Source organism: Pseudomonas sp. HN8-3, assembly GCF_020790195.1.
GTDB lineage: Bacteria > Pseudomonadota > Gammaproteobacteria > Pseudomonadales > Pseudomonadaceae > Aquipseudomonas > Aquipseudomonas synxantha_A.
In genome coordinates this window covers 37,995-53,169 of sequence record NZ_CP086206.1, presented here as the reverse complement: position 1 = coordinate 53,169, position 15,175 = coordinate 37,995, and the positions used below count along the sequence as shown (strand labels likewise).

The following is a 15,175-nucleotide window of genomic DNA, read 5'->3' as shown; positions in this document are numbered from 1 at the left end:
GGTCATCGCTCCTTATGCCTGAACCAGTGGGCCGGGGTTTTTCAGGTACTGCTCGCGGATTGCTCGAGCTGACCAATAGGTCAAAGCTGCCACCAGGCCGGTAGGGTTATAGCCCAAGCCCTGTGGGAAAGCAGACGCGCCCGGGACGAACACGTTGTGCACATCCCAACACTGCAGGTAGCGGTTCAACGCACTGGTTTTCGGGTCGGTGCCCATGATGGCGCCGCCGTTGAGGTGGGTGGTCTGGTAAGAGGCGGTATTGAAGTGATCACCGACTTTTTTACCCAACACGGCGATGGCCTTGGGGTTCATCGCCTGTGCGACCTTGCCCATTTTCTCGACCATGAAGCGGTTCATCTTGATGTCGTTTTCCTGCCAGTCGAACGTCATGCGCAGCAGCGGCAGGCCGTAGGCATCGCGGTAAACCGGATCCAGATCCAGATAGTTACTACGGTAGGATTGATGGGCACCGTGAGCATCCATCGACACCTGGTGGGTGTAGTAATCGGCGGTGGCACGCTTCCAGGCGCTGCCCCAGGCCGGCGTGCCCGACGGGTTGGAAGTACCGGCAATCGGCCGGCTGCCCGCCTGGTTGACCCACATCGGCGAGCCCCCCACGAAGCCGTGGGGGCCGTGGTCGAAGTTGTCGGCGTTGAAGTCGTCGATGGCCACGCCATTGCCGCCCGCGCCGATGAAGTTGTTGGTGTGGGTGTCCTTATCAAAGAACGCCTTGATGGTGCCCATGTTCTGGTAAGCGAAGTTGCGGCCTACCACGCCCTCATTGGTAATCGGGTCGTAGGGTTTGCCGATGCCCGACAGCAACATCAGGCGCACGTTATGGAACTGGAACGCGCCCAGAATCACCAGGTCTGCCGGCTGTTCGCATTCGCGGCCCTGGGCATCGATATAGGTCACGCCAGTGGCTTTTTTCTTGGTGCTGTCGAGGTTGACCTTAAGTACGTGGGAATTGGGCCGCAACTCGAAGTTGGGCACCTGGCGCAGGGCCGGCAGGATGTTCACGTTCGGCGACGCTTTGGAATACATGTAGCACACGTAGCCACTGCAAAAGCCGCAGAAATTGCACGGTCCCATCTGCGCGCCGTAGGGGTTGGTGTATGGCCCCGACGTATTGGCCGACGGCAGGTTGTAAGGCTTGTAACCCACCTCCGTCGCTGCTTTCTGAAACAGTTGTGCGGAGACCGTATTCTTCTGCGCCTCCAACGGGAACGGGTTGGAGCGATCCGGCGCGTAAGGGTTGCCCCCACGGCCTTCGCCTACCAACTGACCTTTGACCGTCCAGGCCTGCCCGGAGGTACCGAAGACTTTTTCCGCATAGTCGAAAAACGGCTCCAGCTCTTCATAGCTGACGCCGAAATCCTGGATGGTCATGTCCTTGGGAATGAAGTTCTTCCCGTAGCGTTCCTCGTAATGGCTGCGCATACGCAACTCGATCGGATCGACACGAAAATGCACGCCAGACCAGTGCAGCCCCGCGCCGCCCACGCCATTACCCGGCAGGAACGCACCGAGTTGACGGTTGGGCAAGGCCACATCATTCACACTATGGCGAATGGTTACTGTCTCTTTGGAAATGTCCTGGAACAGCTTCTTACGCACGCTGTAGGTCAATTCGTCGATGACCTGGGGATAGTTGCCGTCCGGATAAGTGTCCTGCATCGGGCCGCGCTCCAGCGCTACCACGTTGAGGCCTGCTTCCGTCAGCTCCTTGGCCATGATCGCGCCGGTCCAGCCAAAGCCTACAATCACCGCATCCACTTTCTTCATGATGGTCGCCACGTTTATGCCCTCTCGCCGCGAATGGAAACAGCCGGGAAGGGGTATTGCTCGTTGCGTTCCACCCAATCCATGAAGTCGGCGCGGGCGCCGGGGAAGCCGATCATGGTCCAGCCGACCATGCCTTTATTGCCGCCATGGATCGGGTCGCAGAAGAAACCTTCCTTGGTGTTTTGCAGCAACAGGTTAAAGAACATCTTTGGCGGCACGGCGTCGAAGTGCGCGGCAACTTCGCTGCCGCCGGCCTCCAGACGGCGTAGCATATCGTCTCGGGTAGCGCTGTCTTGCGCAGCAAAAGCCTTGCCGTTGAACGCTTTCGACCAAGCGTCCGTTGCGGCGATACCCAGGCGATAGATTTCCTTGGGTACCAATTTGCTCTGCCAGCCCATTTCCGGCGGCGCATCGGCGTTGAAGGGACCTTGCATGAACCACAGGGCGCCGCTGGCGTAAGGGGTGTTCATCTGGCGGTCGATATATTCCGGCGCGCCAGCTTCCAGTGCGCCAGGGCCTTGGGCATCAGCCGGAATCAAGCGCTCGACGGCGGCGTTGATGAACGCCCATTCCTCGGCCGTGAAATAGCTCGGCTCATAGGCTTTATCGCTCGTCGCAGGTTTGGCCGGCGCCGCTTGGGCAGGCTCCGGCGTGGCCATCAGCATCGAACCACCCAGGCCGGTGCTGGCAACCGTGACCACCGGGATCAAGGTCAAGGATTTGCGTAGAAAGTCACGCCGGGGGTTGTCTTGATCTTGATCAGACATGGATACACCTCATCATGTGGTCACGGGTTTATCCGCCGCTTCTGGGAGCAGCGTGAAGGCTTGCCAAGCAATGGGATCCAAAAACATAGAACACATTGGCAAACAATAGTTACAAATGATAGCAGGCTAAGAATTGAGAAGAGTCGATTCAGCGAGAAAAACACCGGATCAGATCGGATGAATCACAATTCTTTGACGAAGACCTCACGCGACATTGACCGCCCCTAAGCGAATCTACGGCCCATCAGCCACTTCCTTATTCGGTCACACTGTCCATGTTCAACACACGATTACTGCCTATCCTCGGCTTGGCGGTCATGGCCCTGTTCAACACGCTTCAAGCCCAGGCCGATGACGCGATCTCGATCCGCTCGCCGGAATGGGCCCAACCAGTGGGTGACCAGTACAACCTGCATCAAATGACGCCCACGCTCTATCGCAGCGCATTGCCAGACGGTGATGCACTGCCCATTTTGGAAGAGCTCAAGATCGCTACCGTCATCAACTTTTTGCCGGAATCTGATGCGCAGTGGCTTAAATCATCTGATATCAAACAGGTGCAGTTGAGCTATCGCACCAACCATGTCGACGATTCCGACGTGTTGGCGGCGATCAGAGCGATTCAGACAGCAGAAGCAGATGGCCCGGTGTTGATGCACTGCAAGCACGGCGCCGACCGGACTGGCCTGATGGCAGCGATGTATCGGGTGGTGGTTCAGGGATGGAGCAAGGAGGACGCGCTGAACGAGATGACCTTGGGCGGCTTCGGCAGCAGCAATGGCTTCAAGGACGGGGTTCGCTACATGATGAAAGCCGATGTCGACAAGTTGCGTACAGCTTTGGCGAATGGCGATTGCAGCACCAGCGCGTTCGCGTTGTGCTCAATGAAAGACTGGATCACCACAACGGGCCAGGAAGAGAAAAAATTGTAGGCGTGAGCTTACTTGCGAATAACTGAATGACACCGCGTTTACTTAGGGAAACCGCGTTATCGTTAACGTTTTTCGCGAGCAAGCTCGCTCCTACAGTGAGTCCGGTTTAGTCTTTTTTGAGCTTGGGATTGGGGAAGAACTGCACCGCCTGCACTTTTGGATCCGCCGGCGCTTTCAATGCCGATGTATTGACCCGCGTGCCCAACTCCTTGGGCACCGAAAGCCCCTGATCATTCAACGTATCGGTATACCCGCAGGCCACGCATTCGCGGTGCGGCACGCTGTCTTCGGTCCACATTTTCAACTTGTCCGGCTCACTGCACGCCGGGCAGACCGCCCCGGCGATAAATTGCTTTTTGGTAATCACAGGCGCTTCACTCATGCTGCCGCGTCCTCACTCAGGCCGCTGTGGCGCAAGAGTGCGTCAATCGACGGCGCCCGTCCGCGGAAGTCGACGAACAGCACCATCGGCGCCTGGGAACCGCCACGCGCCAGGATCGCTTCGCGAAACGCACGCCCGGTCTGGGCATTGAGCACACCGTCTTCTTCGAACTTGGAGAAGGCATCGGCCGAAAGCACTTCGGCCCATTTGTAGCTGTAGTAACCCGCCGCATAACCACCGGCGAAGATGTGCGCGAAGCTGTTGGGGAAGCGGTTGTAGGCCGGCGGACGCATCACCGAGACTTCATCACGTACACCTTCAAGCACCTGCGCCACGCTGCGGCCATCGCCATGAGTGGCGTGCAGCTCAAAGTCGAACAACGAGAACTCCAGCTGACGCACCATCATCAGGCCGGACTGGAAATTCTTCGCCGCGAGCATTTTTTCCAGCAGATCCTGGGGCAGGGGCTCGCCGGTTTCATAGTGGCCGGAGATCAGCGCCAGGCCCTCGGGCTCCCAGCACCAGTTCTCCATGAATTGGCTCGGCAATTCCACCGCATCCCACGCCACGCCGTTGATCCCGGATACACCGGCGTGCTCGACGCGAGTCAGCAGGTGATGCAGGCCGTGGCCGAATTCGTGGAACAGGGTGGTGACTTCATCGTGGGTGAGCAGCGCAGGCTTGCCGCTGTCGGCTGGCGTGAAGTTGCACACCAGGTTGGCGACCGGGCTTTGCAGCACGCCATCGACGGTGCGACGACGATCGCGGGCACCGTCCATCCAGGCACCGCCACGCTTGTTGGCGCGGGCATACAGGTCGAAGAAGAAGCGCCCGACGTGCTCGCCATTTTCTTTGATTTCAAACAGGCGAACGTCCGGGTGCCAGGTGTCGAAGCCCTTCTGTTCGGCAATCTCGATGCCGTACAGGCGTTGCACAATGGCAAACAGGCCGCCCAACACCTTGTCGATCGGGAAGTAAGCACGCAGGGCTTCCTGGGACACGCTGTAGCGCTGCTCACGCAATTTTTCGCCATAGAAACCGCTATCCCAGCTTTGCAGGTCGGCGCAGCCTTGTTCGGCGGCGTAAGCCTTGAGCTGTTGCAGATCCTGTGTGGCGAACGGCTTGCTGCGTTTGGCCAGGTCCCGCAGGAAGCTCAGCACCTGGTCGCTGGAGTCGGCCATCTTGGTCGCCAGGCTCAGCTCGGCGAAGGACGCGTAACCCAACAATTGGGCCAGTTCCTGACGCAGGTCGAGAATCTGTTCCATCACCGGGCCGTTATCGTTCTGACCGGCATTCGGGCCCTGGTCCGACGCACGGGTGCAGTAGGCCGCGTAGACCTCTTCACGTAGGGCGCGGTCCTGGGCATAGGTCATCACGGCGTAATAGCTGGGGAATTCCAGGGTGATCAGCCAGCCGTCGAGGCCCTTGGCCTGGGCGGCGGCAGCCATTTGCGCCTTGGCCGAGTCGGTCAGGCCGGCGAGGGTGGCTTCATCGGTGACGTGCTTGGTCCAGGCCTGGGTAGCGTCCAGCAACTGGTTGGAGAATTTGCTGCCCAGCTCGGAAAGCTTGCTTTGCACTTCGGCGTAGCGCTTTTGCTGCTCGGGCGGCAGGTCGATGCCCGAGAGGCGGAAGTCGCGCAGGGAATGCTCCAGAATGGTTTTTTGCGCCACATCAAAACCAGCAGCCTCGGGGCTGTTGGCCAGGGCTTCAAAAGCCTGGAACAGTTCACGGTTCTGACCCATCTCGGTGGAGTAGGCACTCAAGGCGGGCAGGCAAGCCTCGTAGGCTTCACGCAACTCGGCGCTGTTGCACACTGCATTGAGGTGGCTGACCGGGCTCCAGGCAGCGCCAAGGCGGTCGTTCAGTTCATCCATGGCCAGGACCAGACCGGCCCATGTCGGATTTTTGCCCTGGCTTTGCAGGATGTCTGCGATAGCCACACGGTTGTCGGCGAGGATCTGTTCGATGGCCGGCTGGACGTGCTCGGCACGGATCGCCGAGAACGGCGGCAGGTCGTAGGACTGCAAAAGAGGGTTGTTCGCGCTCACGGTTGGCACCTTGGCTGAAGAAACATGTAAGAACAAAGATGGGGCCATCTTAATTACAATCAACACCCACCGCAGCTATCAGCAGAAGAGAGAGAGGCTATCGTGACCCTTCGCACCTATCAGAACCACACGCCAACCCTGGGCGCCGGGGCTTTTGTCGATATTTCGGCGGTGGTGATCGGCGATGTCGAAATCGGCACCGACAGCTCGGTTTGGCCGCTGACGGTGATTCGCGGCGACATGCACCGCATCCGCATCGGCGCACGCACCAGTGTGCAGGACGGCTGCGTGTTGCACATTACCCATGCAGGGCCGTTCAATCCTGATGGTTTCCCGCTGCTGATCGGCGACGACGTGACCATCGCCCACAAGGTCATGCTGCATGGTTGCACGGTGGGCAACCGCGTCTTGATTGGCATGAGCAGCATCGTGATGGACGGCGCCGTGGTCGAGGACGACGTGATCATCGGCGCCGGCAGCCTGGTGCCACCCGGCAAGAAACTCGACAGTGGTTTTTTGTATGTGGGCAGCCCGGTTAAACAGGTCCGCGCGCTGACTGACAAGGAGCGCGCCTTTTTCACCTACAGCGCTGCGAACTACGTGAAGCTCAAGGACCTGCACCTGGCAGAAGGATTCGATCAATGACCCTCAACCACCCAACGGTCCTCTTCGACCTGGACGGCACGCTCACCGATCCGCGTGAGGGCATCACCCGTTCGATCCAGTACGCCCTTGGCAAATTGGGCATCGACGAACCTGACCTGACCAAGCTTGAACATTTCATCGGCCCGCCTCTGCTGCAAGCGTTCATGCACTTCTACGGTTTCGACGAGGCCAAGGCCTGGGAAGCGGTGAATTTCTACCGCGAGCGCTTCAAGGTCACCGGGCTGTATGAAAACCGCGTGTTCGACGGCGTGATGCCATTGCTGGAGGAACTCAACAGCCAAGGGCGCCAACTGTACGTGGCCACCTCCAAGCCATGGGAATTTGCCCGCGAGATTGCGCGGCATTTCGACTTTGCCAAGCACTTCAAGGTGATTTACGGCAGCGAACTGGACGGCACGCGTACCAACAAGGTCGAGTTGATCGCCCACTTGATCCGTGAGGAAGGGCTGGACCCGGCCACAACCTTGATGATCGGTGATCGCAAGCATGACCTGATCGGCGCACGCAGCAATGGGTTGGATTCGGCGGCGGTAGGGTATGGGTTCGGCAGTTTTGAAGAGTTGAGTGCCGAAGCGCCGACCTGGCACTTCGAGACGTTGGCACAGATGCACCAGGCATTTTTGCAGCGCTCTTGAAACCGCTTTCGCGAGCAAGCCCGCTCCCACACTTGAATGTGTTCACATATCAAAATGTGGGAGGGGGCTTGCCCCCGATGAGGCCCTAACGGCCAACCCCTTCCAACTGCCTCAACGCTGCTTTACGCTGCGCCACCGGCAACCCGCCCAACCTCTCCACCGCCTTATAAAACCTCACCCAATCCCCACCCTCCTGCGCAAACAACGCCGCAAACGCCGGCACCCACCGGTCATACAGCCCGAATGGCAACAGTCGCGCATTGTTCATCGGCTGGTTGATCCAAGCGTCATAGGGCTTTTCGCCACCCCATTGGCTATCACGCATCTGCCGGTATTCAGTGCGCAAGCGCTCGAACTGCGCGGCCTTGGCCTGCCGCATCACCTGCGCCGCCAACGGCTGCGCATACAACGCCTCCAGGCGTTTGCGGGTATCGAGAATGAGTCGGATGAACTGATCACGCTGCTTCAACGCCGCATCGCCGACAGGCGCCAGGCCCCGTGCCGCCCGCCACTGACGGGTGCCTTCCTGCTCGACGAACGTGGCGAATGACTCGTTGAACTCGGTGTCATCCTTCACGTAGAAACGCTGGTGGGCCAGTTCGTGGAAGATCAGAGTCGCGAGGCGCTCATCACCCCAACTCATCATCGAACTCATGATCGGGTCGTTGAACCACCCCAGGGTGGAATAGGCTTCGACGCCACCGATCGACACGTCCATGCCTTGTTGCCGCAACAGCGCCGCCTCGCCACGCGCCGCGCCTTGGTTGTAGTAGCCGCGATAGGCAACGCAACCGGCGATGGGAAAGCAGTGGTTTTCAGGAGCCAGAGAAAATTCCTGCGTGGCGAAGACATTCCAGACCACATAGGGCCGGCCGATATCGGCGTATAACCGGTAGCTTTGATTATCAGGCAGATGCAAGTGCTCACTGGCAAAGGTGCGAGCTTTTTGCGATTGCACGAGATGCTCGCGCAATAGTTGAGGGCGAGTCTGGTCGGCGATAACTTCGGCAACCGGCTCCCGGGCCCGCAATAACTGCCACTGACCGCTCGCCAACTGACTGTAATAACTGACGCTGGAACAACCGCTGAGTAGCACAACCATCAACCCTGGAAGAAAACACCTGATCATGCACCGACTGCTCCTGGGTGATTTATTCGCCAGACTATCGCGCTTGAACGGGATTTTTCCATGGCGCGGCATGTTTATACTCAAGGCTCTTCTCGCGTTGAGTACCTGCCATGCGTCAGTTTCCATTGCCCGTTGCCGCCCTCCTGCTCAGCGCTTGCACTTCGGCCCCCATCCCGCCTGTCGACCCGCAACAGGCCTGGGTGGATTTCACCACGCCGACGCCGGGCTCCAAATTGGTCATGGCTCAGCGCCTGGACGGGAAAAACCTCAACGACGGGCGCTTCTTCCAAATGCCTCCCGGCCCTCACGAGCTGATGGTGCGCTTTGACTTTGAAGTGCCCGCCGGCGGCGGTTTGGGGGGCCTTAGCCAGATGATGTATCGCACCTGTTTCATGACCCTGCAGTACGACCATTTCCAGGCCGGCCAACGCTATGTGCTCGAAGGTCGCTCGCTCGCGTTCACGCCCAACATCCGGCTGTATGACTCAGCGCGCCAGTTGCTGGCCGAAGAACGCAGCGTCAACTGCATCTGAGTCAGTCATTGTTTTTCTGATAGATGATGCGCTTGGTACCGTTTTCGCACGAACCGACGATCATGGCGCTGTCATGGTTCTCGGCTTCTTCGGCAGTGATGATTTCCAGGGTGTAGGACGGAATCGCCTTGGCCTGGATCTTCACTTCGATTTCTTTCCTGAGCTCTTCACAATCTTTTGGCGCGGCCACGGCCGAAGTGGCCAATACACCGCAGATGATTGCCAAGGCAAAACGTTTCATGTGTGTAGCTCCCTGAATGCGCTGCGCACGAGTGTGCGCCTAGGCTGCATGGGCTATTCGACCACATTTTACAAACACGAGTTCTGATTTAACGCACAACTGAAAATGTGGGAGCGGGCTTGCTCGCGAATACGGAGTGTCAGTCCCCGAGATATCGGCTGATCCACCGCATTCGCGAGCAAGCCCGCTCCCACACAAGAGTACTGCTGTGTCAGTTGACCAGCGTGGCATCCAAGGTGATGGTTGCATTCAGCACTTTGGACACCGGGCACCCTTCCTTGGCTTTTTTGCTCAGTTCATCGAACTGCGCCTGGCTCGCGCCCGGGATCTTGGCTTTAAGGATCAGGTGCACGGCAGTGATCGCGAATCCGCCCTCGACCTGGTCCAGGGTCACTTCGGCCTGGGTATCAATGCTGTCAGCCTTGAGCCCGGCATCGCCGAGAATCATGGAAAACGCCATGGAGAAACAGCCGGCGTGAGCTGCGCCGATAAGCTCTTCAGGGTTGGTGCCCTTGCCGCCTTCGAAACGGGCCTTGAAGCCGTAGGGCGCTTCGCGCAGCACGCCGGTTTCAGTGGATATGGAACCCAGGCCTGTCTTCAGATCACCTTCCCAATGCGCGGATGCCTTTTTAACGATACTCATAGCTTTCTCCTCGAACGGTGGTTTTGCGTCAGTAAGGGTTCTGAGGATAGACCCGTGGGCAAAGTTCACCTTGTCGGAGAAACCTAGCAATACAGTAGGAAATTTCGGAGCCACCTATTGAATCTCGGGTATATGCCCTCATTGCATAGAGTATGCACATGCAGCGGCAGGTTTTAGCTCGTTTAAAAAAGCCTGTACGCCCTATTGGAGAAGCAGGCTGATGAAATCGCTGTCCGACGTAAAGTTTTCGACCCTCGACCTGGTGCCCGTGCGTGCCAATGGCAGCCCGGCACAATCGCTGCGCAATTCCCTGGACTTGGCCCAACACGTGGAAAAGTTCGGCTACAACCGCTTCTGGGTGGCTGAGCACCACAATATGGACGGCATCGCCAGTTCTGCCACTTCAGTATTGCTCGGCTATCTGGCTGGCGGCACCTCGACCATTCGTGTCGGTTCTGGCGGCGTCATGCTGCCTAACCACGCGCCCTTGGTGATTGCCGAACAGTTCGGAACTCTGGAAAGCCTCTACCCCGGCCGTATCGACCTGGGCCTGGGCCGCGCGCCCGGTTCTGACCAGATGACCGCTCGCGCCCTGCGCCGTGAACGTTCCGGCAGTGCCGATGACTTCCCCGAAGACGTAGCCGAACTCATGGCCTACCTGGGCCCGCGCACGCCCGACCAACGGGTGATCGCCGTACCGGGCACGGGCACCAATGTGCCAGTGTGGCTGTTGGGTTCGAGCCTGTTCAGCGCGCAATTGGCCGGTGAGCGTGGCTTGCCCTACGCCTTCGCCTCCCACTTCGCACCGCGCCTGATGCATGAGGCGATTCGTGTGTACCGCAATCACTTCAAGCCTTCGGCGGTACTGGACAAGCCCTACGTGATGCTCGGCATTCCACTGGTGGCAGCCGATACCGACGAACAGGCCGATTACCTGGCCACCTCGGTGTACCAACGCATCCTCGCGCTGATGCGCGGCCAGAGCCTGGTGCAGCGCCCACCGGTAAAAACCATGGACGGCTTGTGGCTGCCCCATGAAAAAGACGCGGTGGGTAGCTTCCTTGGCCTGGCCATGGTGGGTAGCCCGGCGAAGATTCGCGCCAAGCTGGAGGTGTTGATCGAGCAGACCGGCGCCGATGAGCTGATTTTTACCAGTGACCTTTATGAGCACGCCGACCGGATTCATTCCTACGAGCTGCTGGCACAGGTGATGAAGGACTGAAATCCAAGCGAAAAAAACCGACGCACTTGCGTCGGTTTTTATGTCTGGAGCACGGAATCAACCGCGCTTGTAGACAATTTCCTTGGTGTCGCCGCCGCACGTCCCTACGACGTCACCACCCGCTGCGGCACCTTTATCTACGATTTCCAAAGAGTAATGCGGTACGCCCTTGGCATCGATTTTCGCTGCGATCTCGCTTTTCAGCTCCTCACAGTCCTTGGCTGCCATCGCCGTACCCGCAATGCTCAACAAACCCACCGCCAACAGAAACTTCTTCATCCGTTACTTTCCTTGCGCTGATCAAAAAGAGCGTGCCAACGCTCATCGCATCGGCACGCATTCGTTGTAGCGCAGGTTATGGCAATCGGCCAGCGGGCAAAGTTCAACTGAGCGGATTAACTACTCGCAATTCGGAACCCCACTTTCAGCGTGACCTGGAAGTGCGCGGCCTTGCCATCCTTGATGTGACCACGGGTTTCAGTCACCTCGAACCACTCCAGGTGCTTGATGCTTTTGTTGGCTTCAGCCAGAGCATTGTTGATTGCGTCTTCGATGCTGGTGGTGGAAGAGCCCACCAGTTCGACTTTCTTGTAGGTGTGATGATCACTCATGGCGTTTCTCCTATAGGTCGTCAATCAAGACTAGCAGCGAATGTGCTTACTGCTTCTGGCGACCGCTGGGAGGTGAAAGTTCAGAATTACTGCACTTTCTGAAACCGGCGCAGTCGGTATCTACACACGCCACTCAATCACTTCAGGAGATGTCCACATGGCCAACACTTCTTTACGCAAAGCGTCGCTGGAAAGCATGGAAGCCGAGATTTCGAGCCTGCTCAAATCTTTGGAGAGCCTCAAGGACGACGCGTCCGATGAGTCGCGCAAAACGCTGAAGGCCCTGAAAAGCAATGCCGAGAACGCCCTCAAGCACTCTCGCCACCTGATCAGCGACGCCTATGAAGAAAGCAAAGTCAAAATTCGTGAAACCAGTGCTGCCACCCGTGACTACGCACAAGAGCACCCATGGACGACCGCCGGCGTTGCCGTAGGTGCACTGGGCTTGCTGGCAGCCTACCTGCTGTGCAAGCGCGGTGACTGATTGACCGGTTACACCGGTTGACGCAACAGCTCAGCCTTGAGCCATTGCGCCAACTGCCCGGCGCGCCCGTCTGCGGCGCGCTTGGGTAGCCACAACGCCAGGTGCGCCGGGGTTTCGCTGAAGCCCCACGGCGCCACCAGGCGACCCGCTCGCAGGTCCTCTGCCACCAGTGGTTCTGGCGCAATCGCCACTCCCAATCCTGCTACTGCCGCTTCCAGCAAATAATACAAGTGCTCAAACCCCTGGCCGAGTTTCAACGCGCCGGGCTCGATGCCGTATTGCCGCGCCCAGCTGGGCCAGGCTTGGGGTCGTGAGGTGGTGTGCAACAACGCTTCGCTTAGCAATGCCGTTGCTGGAGCCTGACGCAACTGTTCAAAACCTGCGAAACGAGGGCTCAACACCGGGCCGATTCGCTCGCTGGCCAGCTCATACACTTGCATATCGGCCGGCCACGGCGGCTCGGCGAATACCAGTAAGGCGTCCAGGCCAGGCCGCCGGGGGTCCAGATCGCCTTCGCCCGCCGACAGGTGCAGGCGCAAATCGGGCAAGTCGGCATTCAAGCGCCCCAGCCGGGGGATAAACCAGCGCGCCAGCAAGCTACCCGAACAGCCGAGCACAAAGGGTGCGTCGGCGCTGCTTTGGGTAAGTTCGGCGCACGCGTCCCGCAACCGCTCGAAAGCCTCCACGCTGGCATCCCGAAGCCGAACGCCTGCATCTGTGAGTTTAAGGCCACGTCCATCCTTGACGAACAGGCTCACACCCAAATGTTCTTCCAGGACTTTCAACTGCCGGCTGACCGCACCGTGGGTCACGTGCAGTTGCTCAGCGGCTTGGCTGACGCTACTGAAGCGGGCGGTGGCTTCAAAAGCACGCAAGGCATTGAGGGGTGGAAGGTCGCGGCTCATCTGTGAGTTTTCCTGACAGGTTACGGCGATCTTATCGGTTTTCAGGCCAAAGCGTCAGGGGTAGAGTGGCCGTCATTGCCTCTCAACACACATTCATTCCTGGAGCGCCCCATGACCCAGTCCCAGACCGATCTACGCAACGGCCCTGACGCCAACGGCCTGTTTGGTGCGTTCGGCGGCCGCTACGTGGCTGAAACGCTGATGCCGTTGATCCTCGACCTGGCCCGTGAATACGAAGCGGCCAAAGTGGATCCAGCGTTCAATGAAGAATTGGCCTACTTCCAGCGCGATTACGTCGGACGCCCAAGCCCGCTGTACTTCGCCGAACGCCTGACGGAGTTCTGTGGCGGCGCCAAGATCTATCTCAAGCGCGAAGAGCTGAACCACACCGGCGCGCACAAGATCAACAACTGCATCGGCCAGATCCTGCTGGCACGGCGCATGGGCAAGAAACGCATCATCGCCGAGACCGGTGCCGGTATGCACGGCGTAGCCACCGCTACGGTTGCCGCACGCTTCGGCCTGCAATGCGTGATCTACATGGGCACCACCGATATCGAGCGCCAGCAGGCCAACGTGTTTCGCATGAAGCTGCTGGGTGCCGAAGTGATCCCGGTGGTCGCCGGCACCGGCACCCTCAAAGACGCCATGAACGAAGCCCTGCGTGACTGGGTGACCAACGTCGACAGCACCTTCTACCTGATCGGCACCGTGGCCGGCCCGCATCCTTACCCGGCCATGGTGCGCGACTTTCAGGCCGTGATCGGCAAGGAAACCCGCACCCAACTGCAAGCCCAGGAAGGCCGCCTGCCGGACAGCCTGGTGGCGTGCATCGGCGGTGGCTCCAACGCCATGGGCTTATTCCACCCGTTCCTGGATGACACCAGCGTCGAAATCATCGGCGTCGAAGCAGCGGGCCATGGCATCGAAACCGGCAAGCACGCCGCCAGCCTCAACGGCGGCGTACCCGGCGTGCTGCACGGCAACCGCACCTTCCTGCTGCAGGACGACGACGGCCAGATCATCGACGCCCATTCGATTTCCGCCGGCCTCGACTACCCCGGCATCGGCCCTGAGCACGCCTGGTTGCATGACATCGGCCGCGTCCAGTACACCTCGGTAACTGATGACGAAGCCCTGGATGCATTCCACAAATGCTGCCGCCTGGAAGGGATAATTCCTGCGCTGGAAAGCGCCCACGCCCTGGCTGAAGTGTTCAAGCGCGCACCCACCCTGCCCAAGGATCATCTGATGGTGGTCAATCTCTCGGGCCGTGGCGACAAAGATATGCAGACCGTGATGCATCACATGGAACAGTCCAAGCAGGAGAAACACTAAATGAGCCGCCTGCAAACCCGCTTTGCGCAACTCAAGGAACAAAACCGCGCCGCCCTGGTGACCTTCGTCACCGCTGGCGACCCGGGTTATGACGCCTCGCTGGCGATCCTCAAGGGCTTGCCGGCCGCCGGCGCCGACGTGATCGAGCTGGGCATGCCCTTCACCGATCCGATGGCAGACGGCCCGGCGATTCAACTGGCTAATATCCGTGCGCTGGACGCCAAGCAAAACCTGGCGAAAACCCTGCAAATGGTCCGCGAGTTCCGCACCGACGACAGCGACACCCCCCTGGTGTTGATGGGCTACTTCAACCCCATTCACAAATACGGTGTGCCGCAGTTTATCGCCGATGCGAAGGCAGCCGGCGTCGACGGCCTGATCGTGGTCGACATGCCACCTGAGCACAACGGCGAGTTGTGCGACCCGGCTCAGGCCGCGGGCATCGACTTCATCCGCCTGACCACGCCGACCACCGATGACGTGCGCCTGCCGACGGTGCTCAACGGCAGTTCCGGGTTTGTGTATTACGTGTCGGTAGCAGGCGTGACCGGTGCCGGCGCCGCCACGCTGGAACACGTCGAAGAAGCGGTCACGCGTCTGCGTCGCCACACCGACCTGCCGATCAGCATCGGTTTCGGTATTCGTACACCGGAACAAGCTGCGGCCATTGCGCGCCTGGCCGACGGTGTGGTGGTGGGTTCGGCACTGATCGATCACATCGCCAATGCCGGCAGCGACCAGCAAGCGATCGATGGCGTGCTGAGTCATTGCGCGGCGCTGTCGGCAGGTGTGCGCAACGCACGCAAGTAAGCACCTGCGTTTTGATACTTTGCGCTACGCTGAGGGGTGACACC

General features: G+C 59.3%; 18 protein-coding genes. 8 read left to right on the top strand and 10 right to left on the bottom strand.

Annotated features, from left to right (window positions below):
- Positions 1-12 precede the first annotated feature (12 nt).
- Together LJX92_RS00255 and LJX92_RS00250 are read right to left on the bottom strand one after the other, a co-directional pair.
- Positions 13-1,797, bottom strand: a complete 1,785-nt coding sequence (locus tag LJX92_RS00255) for a GMC family oxidoreductase (protein ID WP_228309163.1) — start codon at positions 1,795-1,797, stop codon at positions 13-15.
- 2 nt (positions 1,798-1,799) lie between these two features.
- Complete coding sequence (locus LJX92_RS00250; RefSeq protein WP_032878573.1) at positions 1,800-2,552, bottom strand: gluconate 2-dehydrogenase subunit 3 family protein; 753 nt, start codon at positions 2,550-2,552, stop codon at positions 1,800-1,802.
- Between the two features lie 275 nt (positions 2,553-2,827).
- On the opposite strand from LJX92_RS00250, the gene LJX92_RS00245 reads away from it, so the two are divergent.
- The gene (locus LJX92_RS00245; RefSeq protein WP_032878574.1) at positions 2,828-3,484 is read left to right on the top strand and encodes a dual specificity protein phosphatase family protein; all 657 of its coding nucleotides are present in this window, start codon (positions 2,828-2,830) and stop codon (positions 3,482-3,484) included.
- Between the two features lie 106 nt (positions 3,485-3,590).
- On the opposite strand, the gene LJX92_RS00240 is transcribed toward LJX92_RS00245, so the two are convergent.
- Complete coding sequence (locus LJX92_RS00240; RefSeq protein WP_032878575.1) at positions 3,591-3,866, bottom strand: YheV family putative zinc ribbon protein; 276 nt, start codon at positions 3,864-3,866, stop codon at positions 3,591-3,593.
- Positions 3,863-5,962: an oligopeptidase A gene (prlC, locus tag LJX92_RS00235; protein ID WP_194439675.1), complete on the bottom strand. Its 2,100-nt coding sequence runs from the start codon at positions 5,960-5,962 to the stop codon at positions 3,863-3,865. The genes LJX92_RS00240 and prlC overlap by 4 nt, the downstream gene beginning before the upstream one ends.
- 54 nt (positions 5,963-6,016) lie before the next feature.
- Here prlC and LJX92_RS00230 point away from each other — a divergent pair, with 54 nt between their 5' ends.
- On the top strand, positions 6,017-6,559 hold the full coding sequence (locus LJX92_RS00230) for a gamma carbonic anhydrase family protein (protein WP_228309162.1): 543 nt from the start codon (positions 6,017-6,019) through the stop codon (positions 6,557-6,559).
- A complete protein-coding gene (locus LJX92_RS00225) occupies positions 6,556-7,215 on the top strand; it encodes an HAD family hydrolase (protein WP_103734086.1) in 660 nt (219 codons plus the stop codon). The genes LJX92_RS00230 and LJX92_RS00225 overlap by 4 nt, the downstream gene beginning before the upstream one ends.
- Before the next feature lie 85 nt (positions 7,216-7,300).
- Here the strand turns inward: LJX92_RS00225 and LJX92_RS00220 are convergent, their stop codons facing one another.
- Positions 7,301-8,344: an aminopeptidase gene (locus LJX92_RS00220; RefSeq protein ID WP_228309161.1), complete on the bottom strand. Its 1,044-nt coding sequence runs from the start codon at positions 8,342-8,344 to the stop codon at positions 7,301-7,303.
- Between the two features lie 110 nt (positions 8,345-8,454).
- On the opposite strand from LJX92_RS00220, the gene LJX92_RS00215 reads away from it, so the two are divergent.
- Positions 8,455-8,877, top strand: coding sequence for a hypothetical protein (locus LJX92_RS00215; protein WP_005783410.1), 423 nt, complete (start codon positions 8,455-8,457; stop codon positions 8,875-8,877).
- A gap of 1 nt (position 8,878) precedes the next feature.
- Here LJX92_RS00215 and LJX92_RS00210 read toward each other — a convergent pair whose 3' ends face one another.
- A complete protein-coding gene (locus tag LJX92_RS00210; RefSeq protein ID WP_005783409.1) occupies positions 8,879-9,118 on the bottom strand; it encodes a DUF1161 domain-containing protein in 240 nt (79 codons plus the stop codon).
- Between the two features lie 211 nt (positions 9,119-9,329).
- Positions 9,330-9,761 carry an OsmC family protein gene (locus LJX92_RS00205; protein ID WP_003187311.1) on the bottom strand — a complete coding sequence of 144 codons (432 nt, stop codon included), beginning with the start codon at positions 9,759-9,761 and terminating at the stop codon, positions 9,330-9,332.
- 220 nt (positions 9,762-9,981) lie between these two features.
- On the opposite strand from LJX92_RS00205, the gene LJX92_RS00200 reads away from it, so the two are divergent.
- Positions 9,982-10,983 carry an LLM class flavin-dependent oxidoreductase gene (locus LJX92_RS00200; RefSeq protein WP_148854275.1) on the top strand — a complete coding sequence of 334 codons (1,002 nt, stop codon included), beginning with the start codon at positions 9,982-9,984 and terminating at the stop codon, positions 10,981-10,983.
- 57 nt (positions 10,984-11,040) lie between these two features.
- On the opposite strand, the gene LJX92_RS00195 is transcribed toward LJX92_RS00200, so the two are convergent.
- Together LJX92_RS00195 and LJX92_RS00190 are read right to left on the bottom strand one after the other, a co-directional pair.
- Positions 11,041-11,262 carry a DUF1161 domain-containing protein gene (locus LJX92_RS00195; protein WP_032878581.1) on the bottom strand — a complete coding sequence of 74 codons (222 nt, stop codon included), beginning with the start codon at positions 11,260-11,262 and terminating at the stop codon, positions 11,041-11,043.
- Positions 11,263-11,378: 116 nt separating this feature from the next.
- A complete protein-coding gene (locus LJX92_RS00190) occupies positions 11,379-11,594 on the bottom strand; it encodes a dodecin (RefSeq protein WP_005783406.1) in 216 nt (71 codons plus the stop codon).
- A gap of 157 nt (positions 11,595-11,751) precedes the next feature.
- Between LJX92_RS00190 and LJX92_RS00185 the strand changes: the two genes are divergently transcribed.
- A complete protein-coding gene (locus LJX92_RS00185; RefSeq protein WP_003187304.1) occupies positions 11,752-12,078 on the top strand; it encodes a DUF883 family protein in 327 nt (108 codons plus the stop codon).
- Between the two features lie 8 nt (positions 12,079-12,086).
- On the opposite strand, the gene LJX92_RS00180 is transcribed toward LJX92_RS00185, so the two are convergent.
- On the bottom strand, positions 12,087-12,983 hold the full coding sequence (locus tag LJX92_RS00180; RefSeq protein WP_228309160.1) for a LysR family transcriptional regulator: 897 nt from the start codon (positions 12,981-12,983) through the stop codon (positions 12,087-12,089).
- A 111-nt stretch (positions 12,984-13,094) separates the two neighbouring features.
- Between LJX92_RS00180 and trpB the strand changes: the two genes are divergently transcribed.
- Positions 13,095-14,321: a tryptophan synthase subunit beta gene (gene trpB, locus LJX92_RS00175; protein WP_005783404.1), complete on the top strand. Its 1,227-nt coding sequence runs from the start codon at positions 13,095-13,097 to the stop codon at positions 14,319-14,321.
- Complete coding sequence (trpA, locus tag LJX92_RS00170; protein ID WP_005783403.1) at positions 14,322-15,131, top strand: tryptophan synthase subunit alpha; 810 nt, start codon at positions 14,322-14,324, stop codon at positions 15,129-15,131.
- Positions 15,132-15,175 lie beyond the last annotated feature (44 nt).

What these genes read in the sequence shown, in the direction of transcription:
- LJX92_RS00250 (WP_032878573.1), bottom strand. Translation starts at nt 2,552, where the DNA reads ATGTCTGATCAAGATCAAGACAACCCCCGGCGTGACTTTCTACGCAAA.
- LJX92_RS00245 (WP_032878574.1), top strand. Translation starts at nt 2,828, where the DNA reads ATGTTCAACACACGATTACTGCCTATCCTCGGCTTGGCGGTCATGGCC.
- LJX92_RS00240 (WP_032878575.1), bottom strand. Translation starts at nt 3,866, where the DNA reads ATGAGTGAAGCGCCTGTGATTACCAAAAAGCAATTTATCGCCGGGGCG.
- prlC (WP_194439675.1), bottom strand. Translation starts at nt 5,962, where the DNA reads ATGGCCCCATCTTTGTTCTTACATGTTTCTTCAGCCAAGGTGCCAACC.
- LJX92_RS00225 (WP_103734086.1), top strand. Translation starts at nt 6,556, where the DNA reads ATGACCCTCAACCACCCAACGGTCCTCTTCGACCTGGACGGCACGCTC.
- LJX92_RS00220 (WP_228309161.1), bottom strand. Translation starts at nt 8,344, where the DNA reads ATGATCAGGTGTTTTCTTCCAGGGTTGATGGTTGTGCTACTCAGCGGT.
- LJX92_RS00215 (WP_005783410.1), top strand. Translation starts at nt 8,455, where the DNA reads ATGCGTCAGTTTCCATTGCCCGTTGCCGCCCTCCTGCTCAGCGCTTGC.
- LJX92_RS00210 (WP_005783409.1), bottom strand. Translation starts at nt 9,118, where the DNA reads ATGAAACGTTTTGCCTTGGCAATCATCTGCGGTGTATTGGCCACTTCG.
- LJX92_RS00205 (WP_003187311.1), bottom strand. Translation starts at nt 9,761, where the DNA reads ATGAGTATCGTTAAAAAGGCATCCGCGCATTGGGAAGGTGATCTGAAG.
- LJX92_RS00200 (WP_148854275.1), top strand. Translation starts at nt 9,982, where the DNA reads ATGAAATCGCTGTCCGACGTAAAGTTTTCGACCCTCGACCTGGTGCCC.
- LJX92_RS00195 (WP_032878581.1), bottom strand. Translation starts at nt 11,262, where the DNA reads ATGAAGAAGTTTCTGTTGGCGGTGGGTTTGTTGAGCATTGCGGGTACG.
- LJX92_RS00190 (WP_005783406.1), bottom strand. Translation starts at nt 11,594, where the DNA reads ATGAGTGATCATCACACCTACAAGAAAGTCGAACTGGTGGGCTCTTCC.
- LJX92_RS00185 (WP_003187304.1), top strand. Translation starts at nt 11,752, where the DNA reads ATGGCCAACACTTCTTTACGCAAAGCGTCGCTGGAAAGCATGGAAGCC.
- LJX92_RS00180 (WP_228309160.1), bottom strand. Translation starts at nt 12,983, where the DNA reads ATGAGCCGCGACCTTCCACCCCTCAATGCCTTGCGTGCTTTTGAAGCC.
- trpB (WP_005783404.1), top strand. Translation starts at nt 13,095, where the DNA reads ATGACCCAGTCCCAGACCGATCTACGCAACGGCCCTGACGCCAACGGC.
- trpA (WP_005783403.1), top strand. Translation starts at nt 14,322, where the DNA reads ATGAGCCGCCTGCAAACCCGCTTTGCGCAACTCAAGGAACAAAACCGC.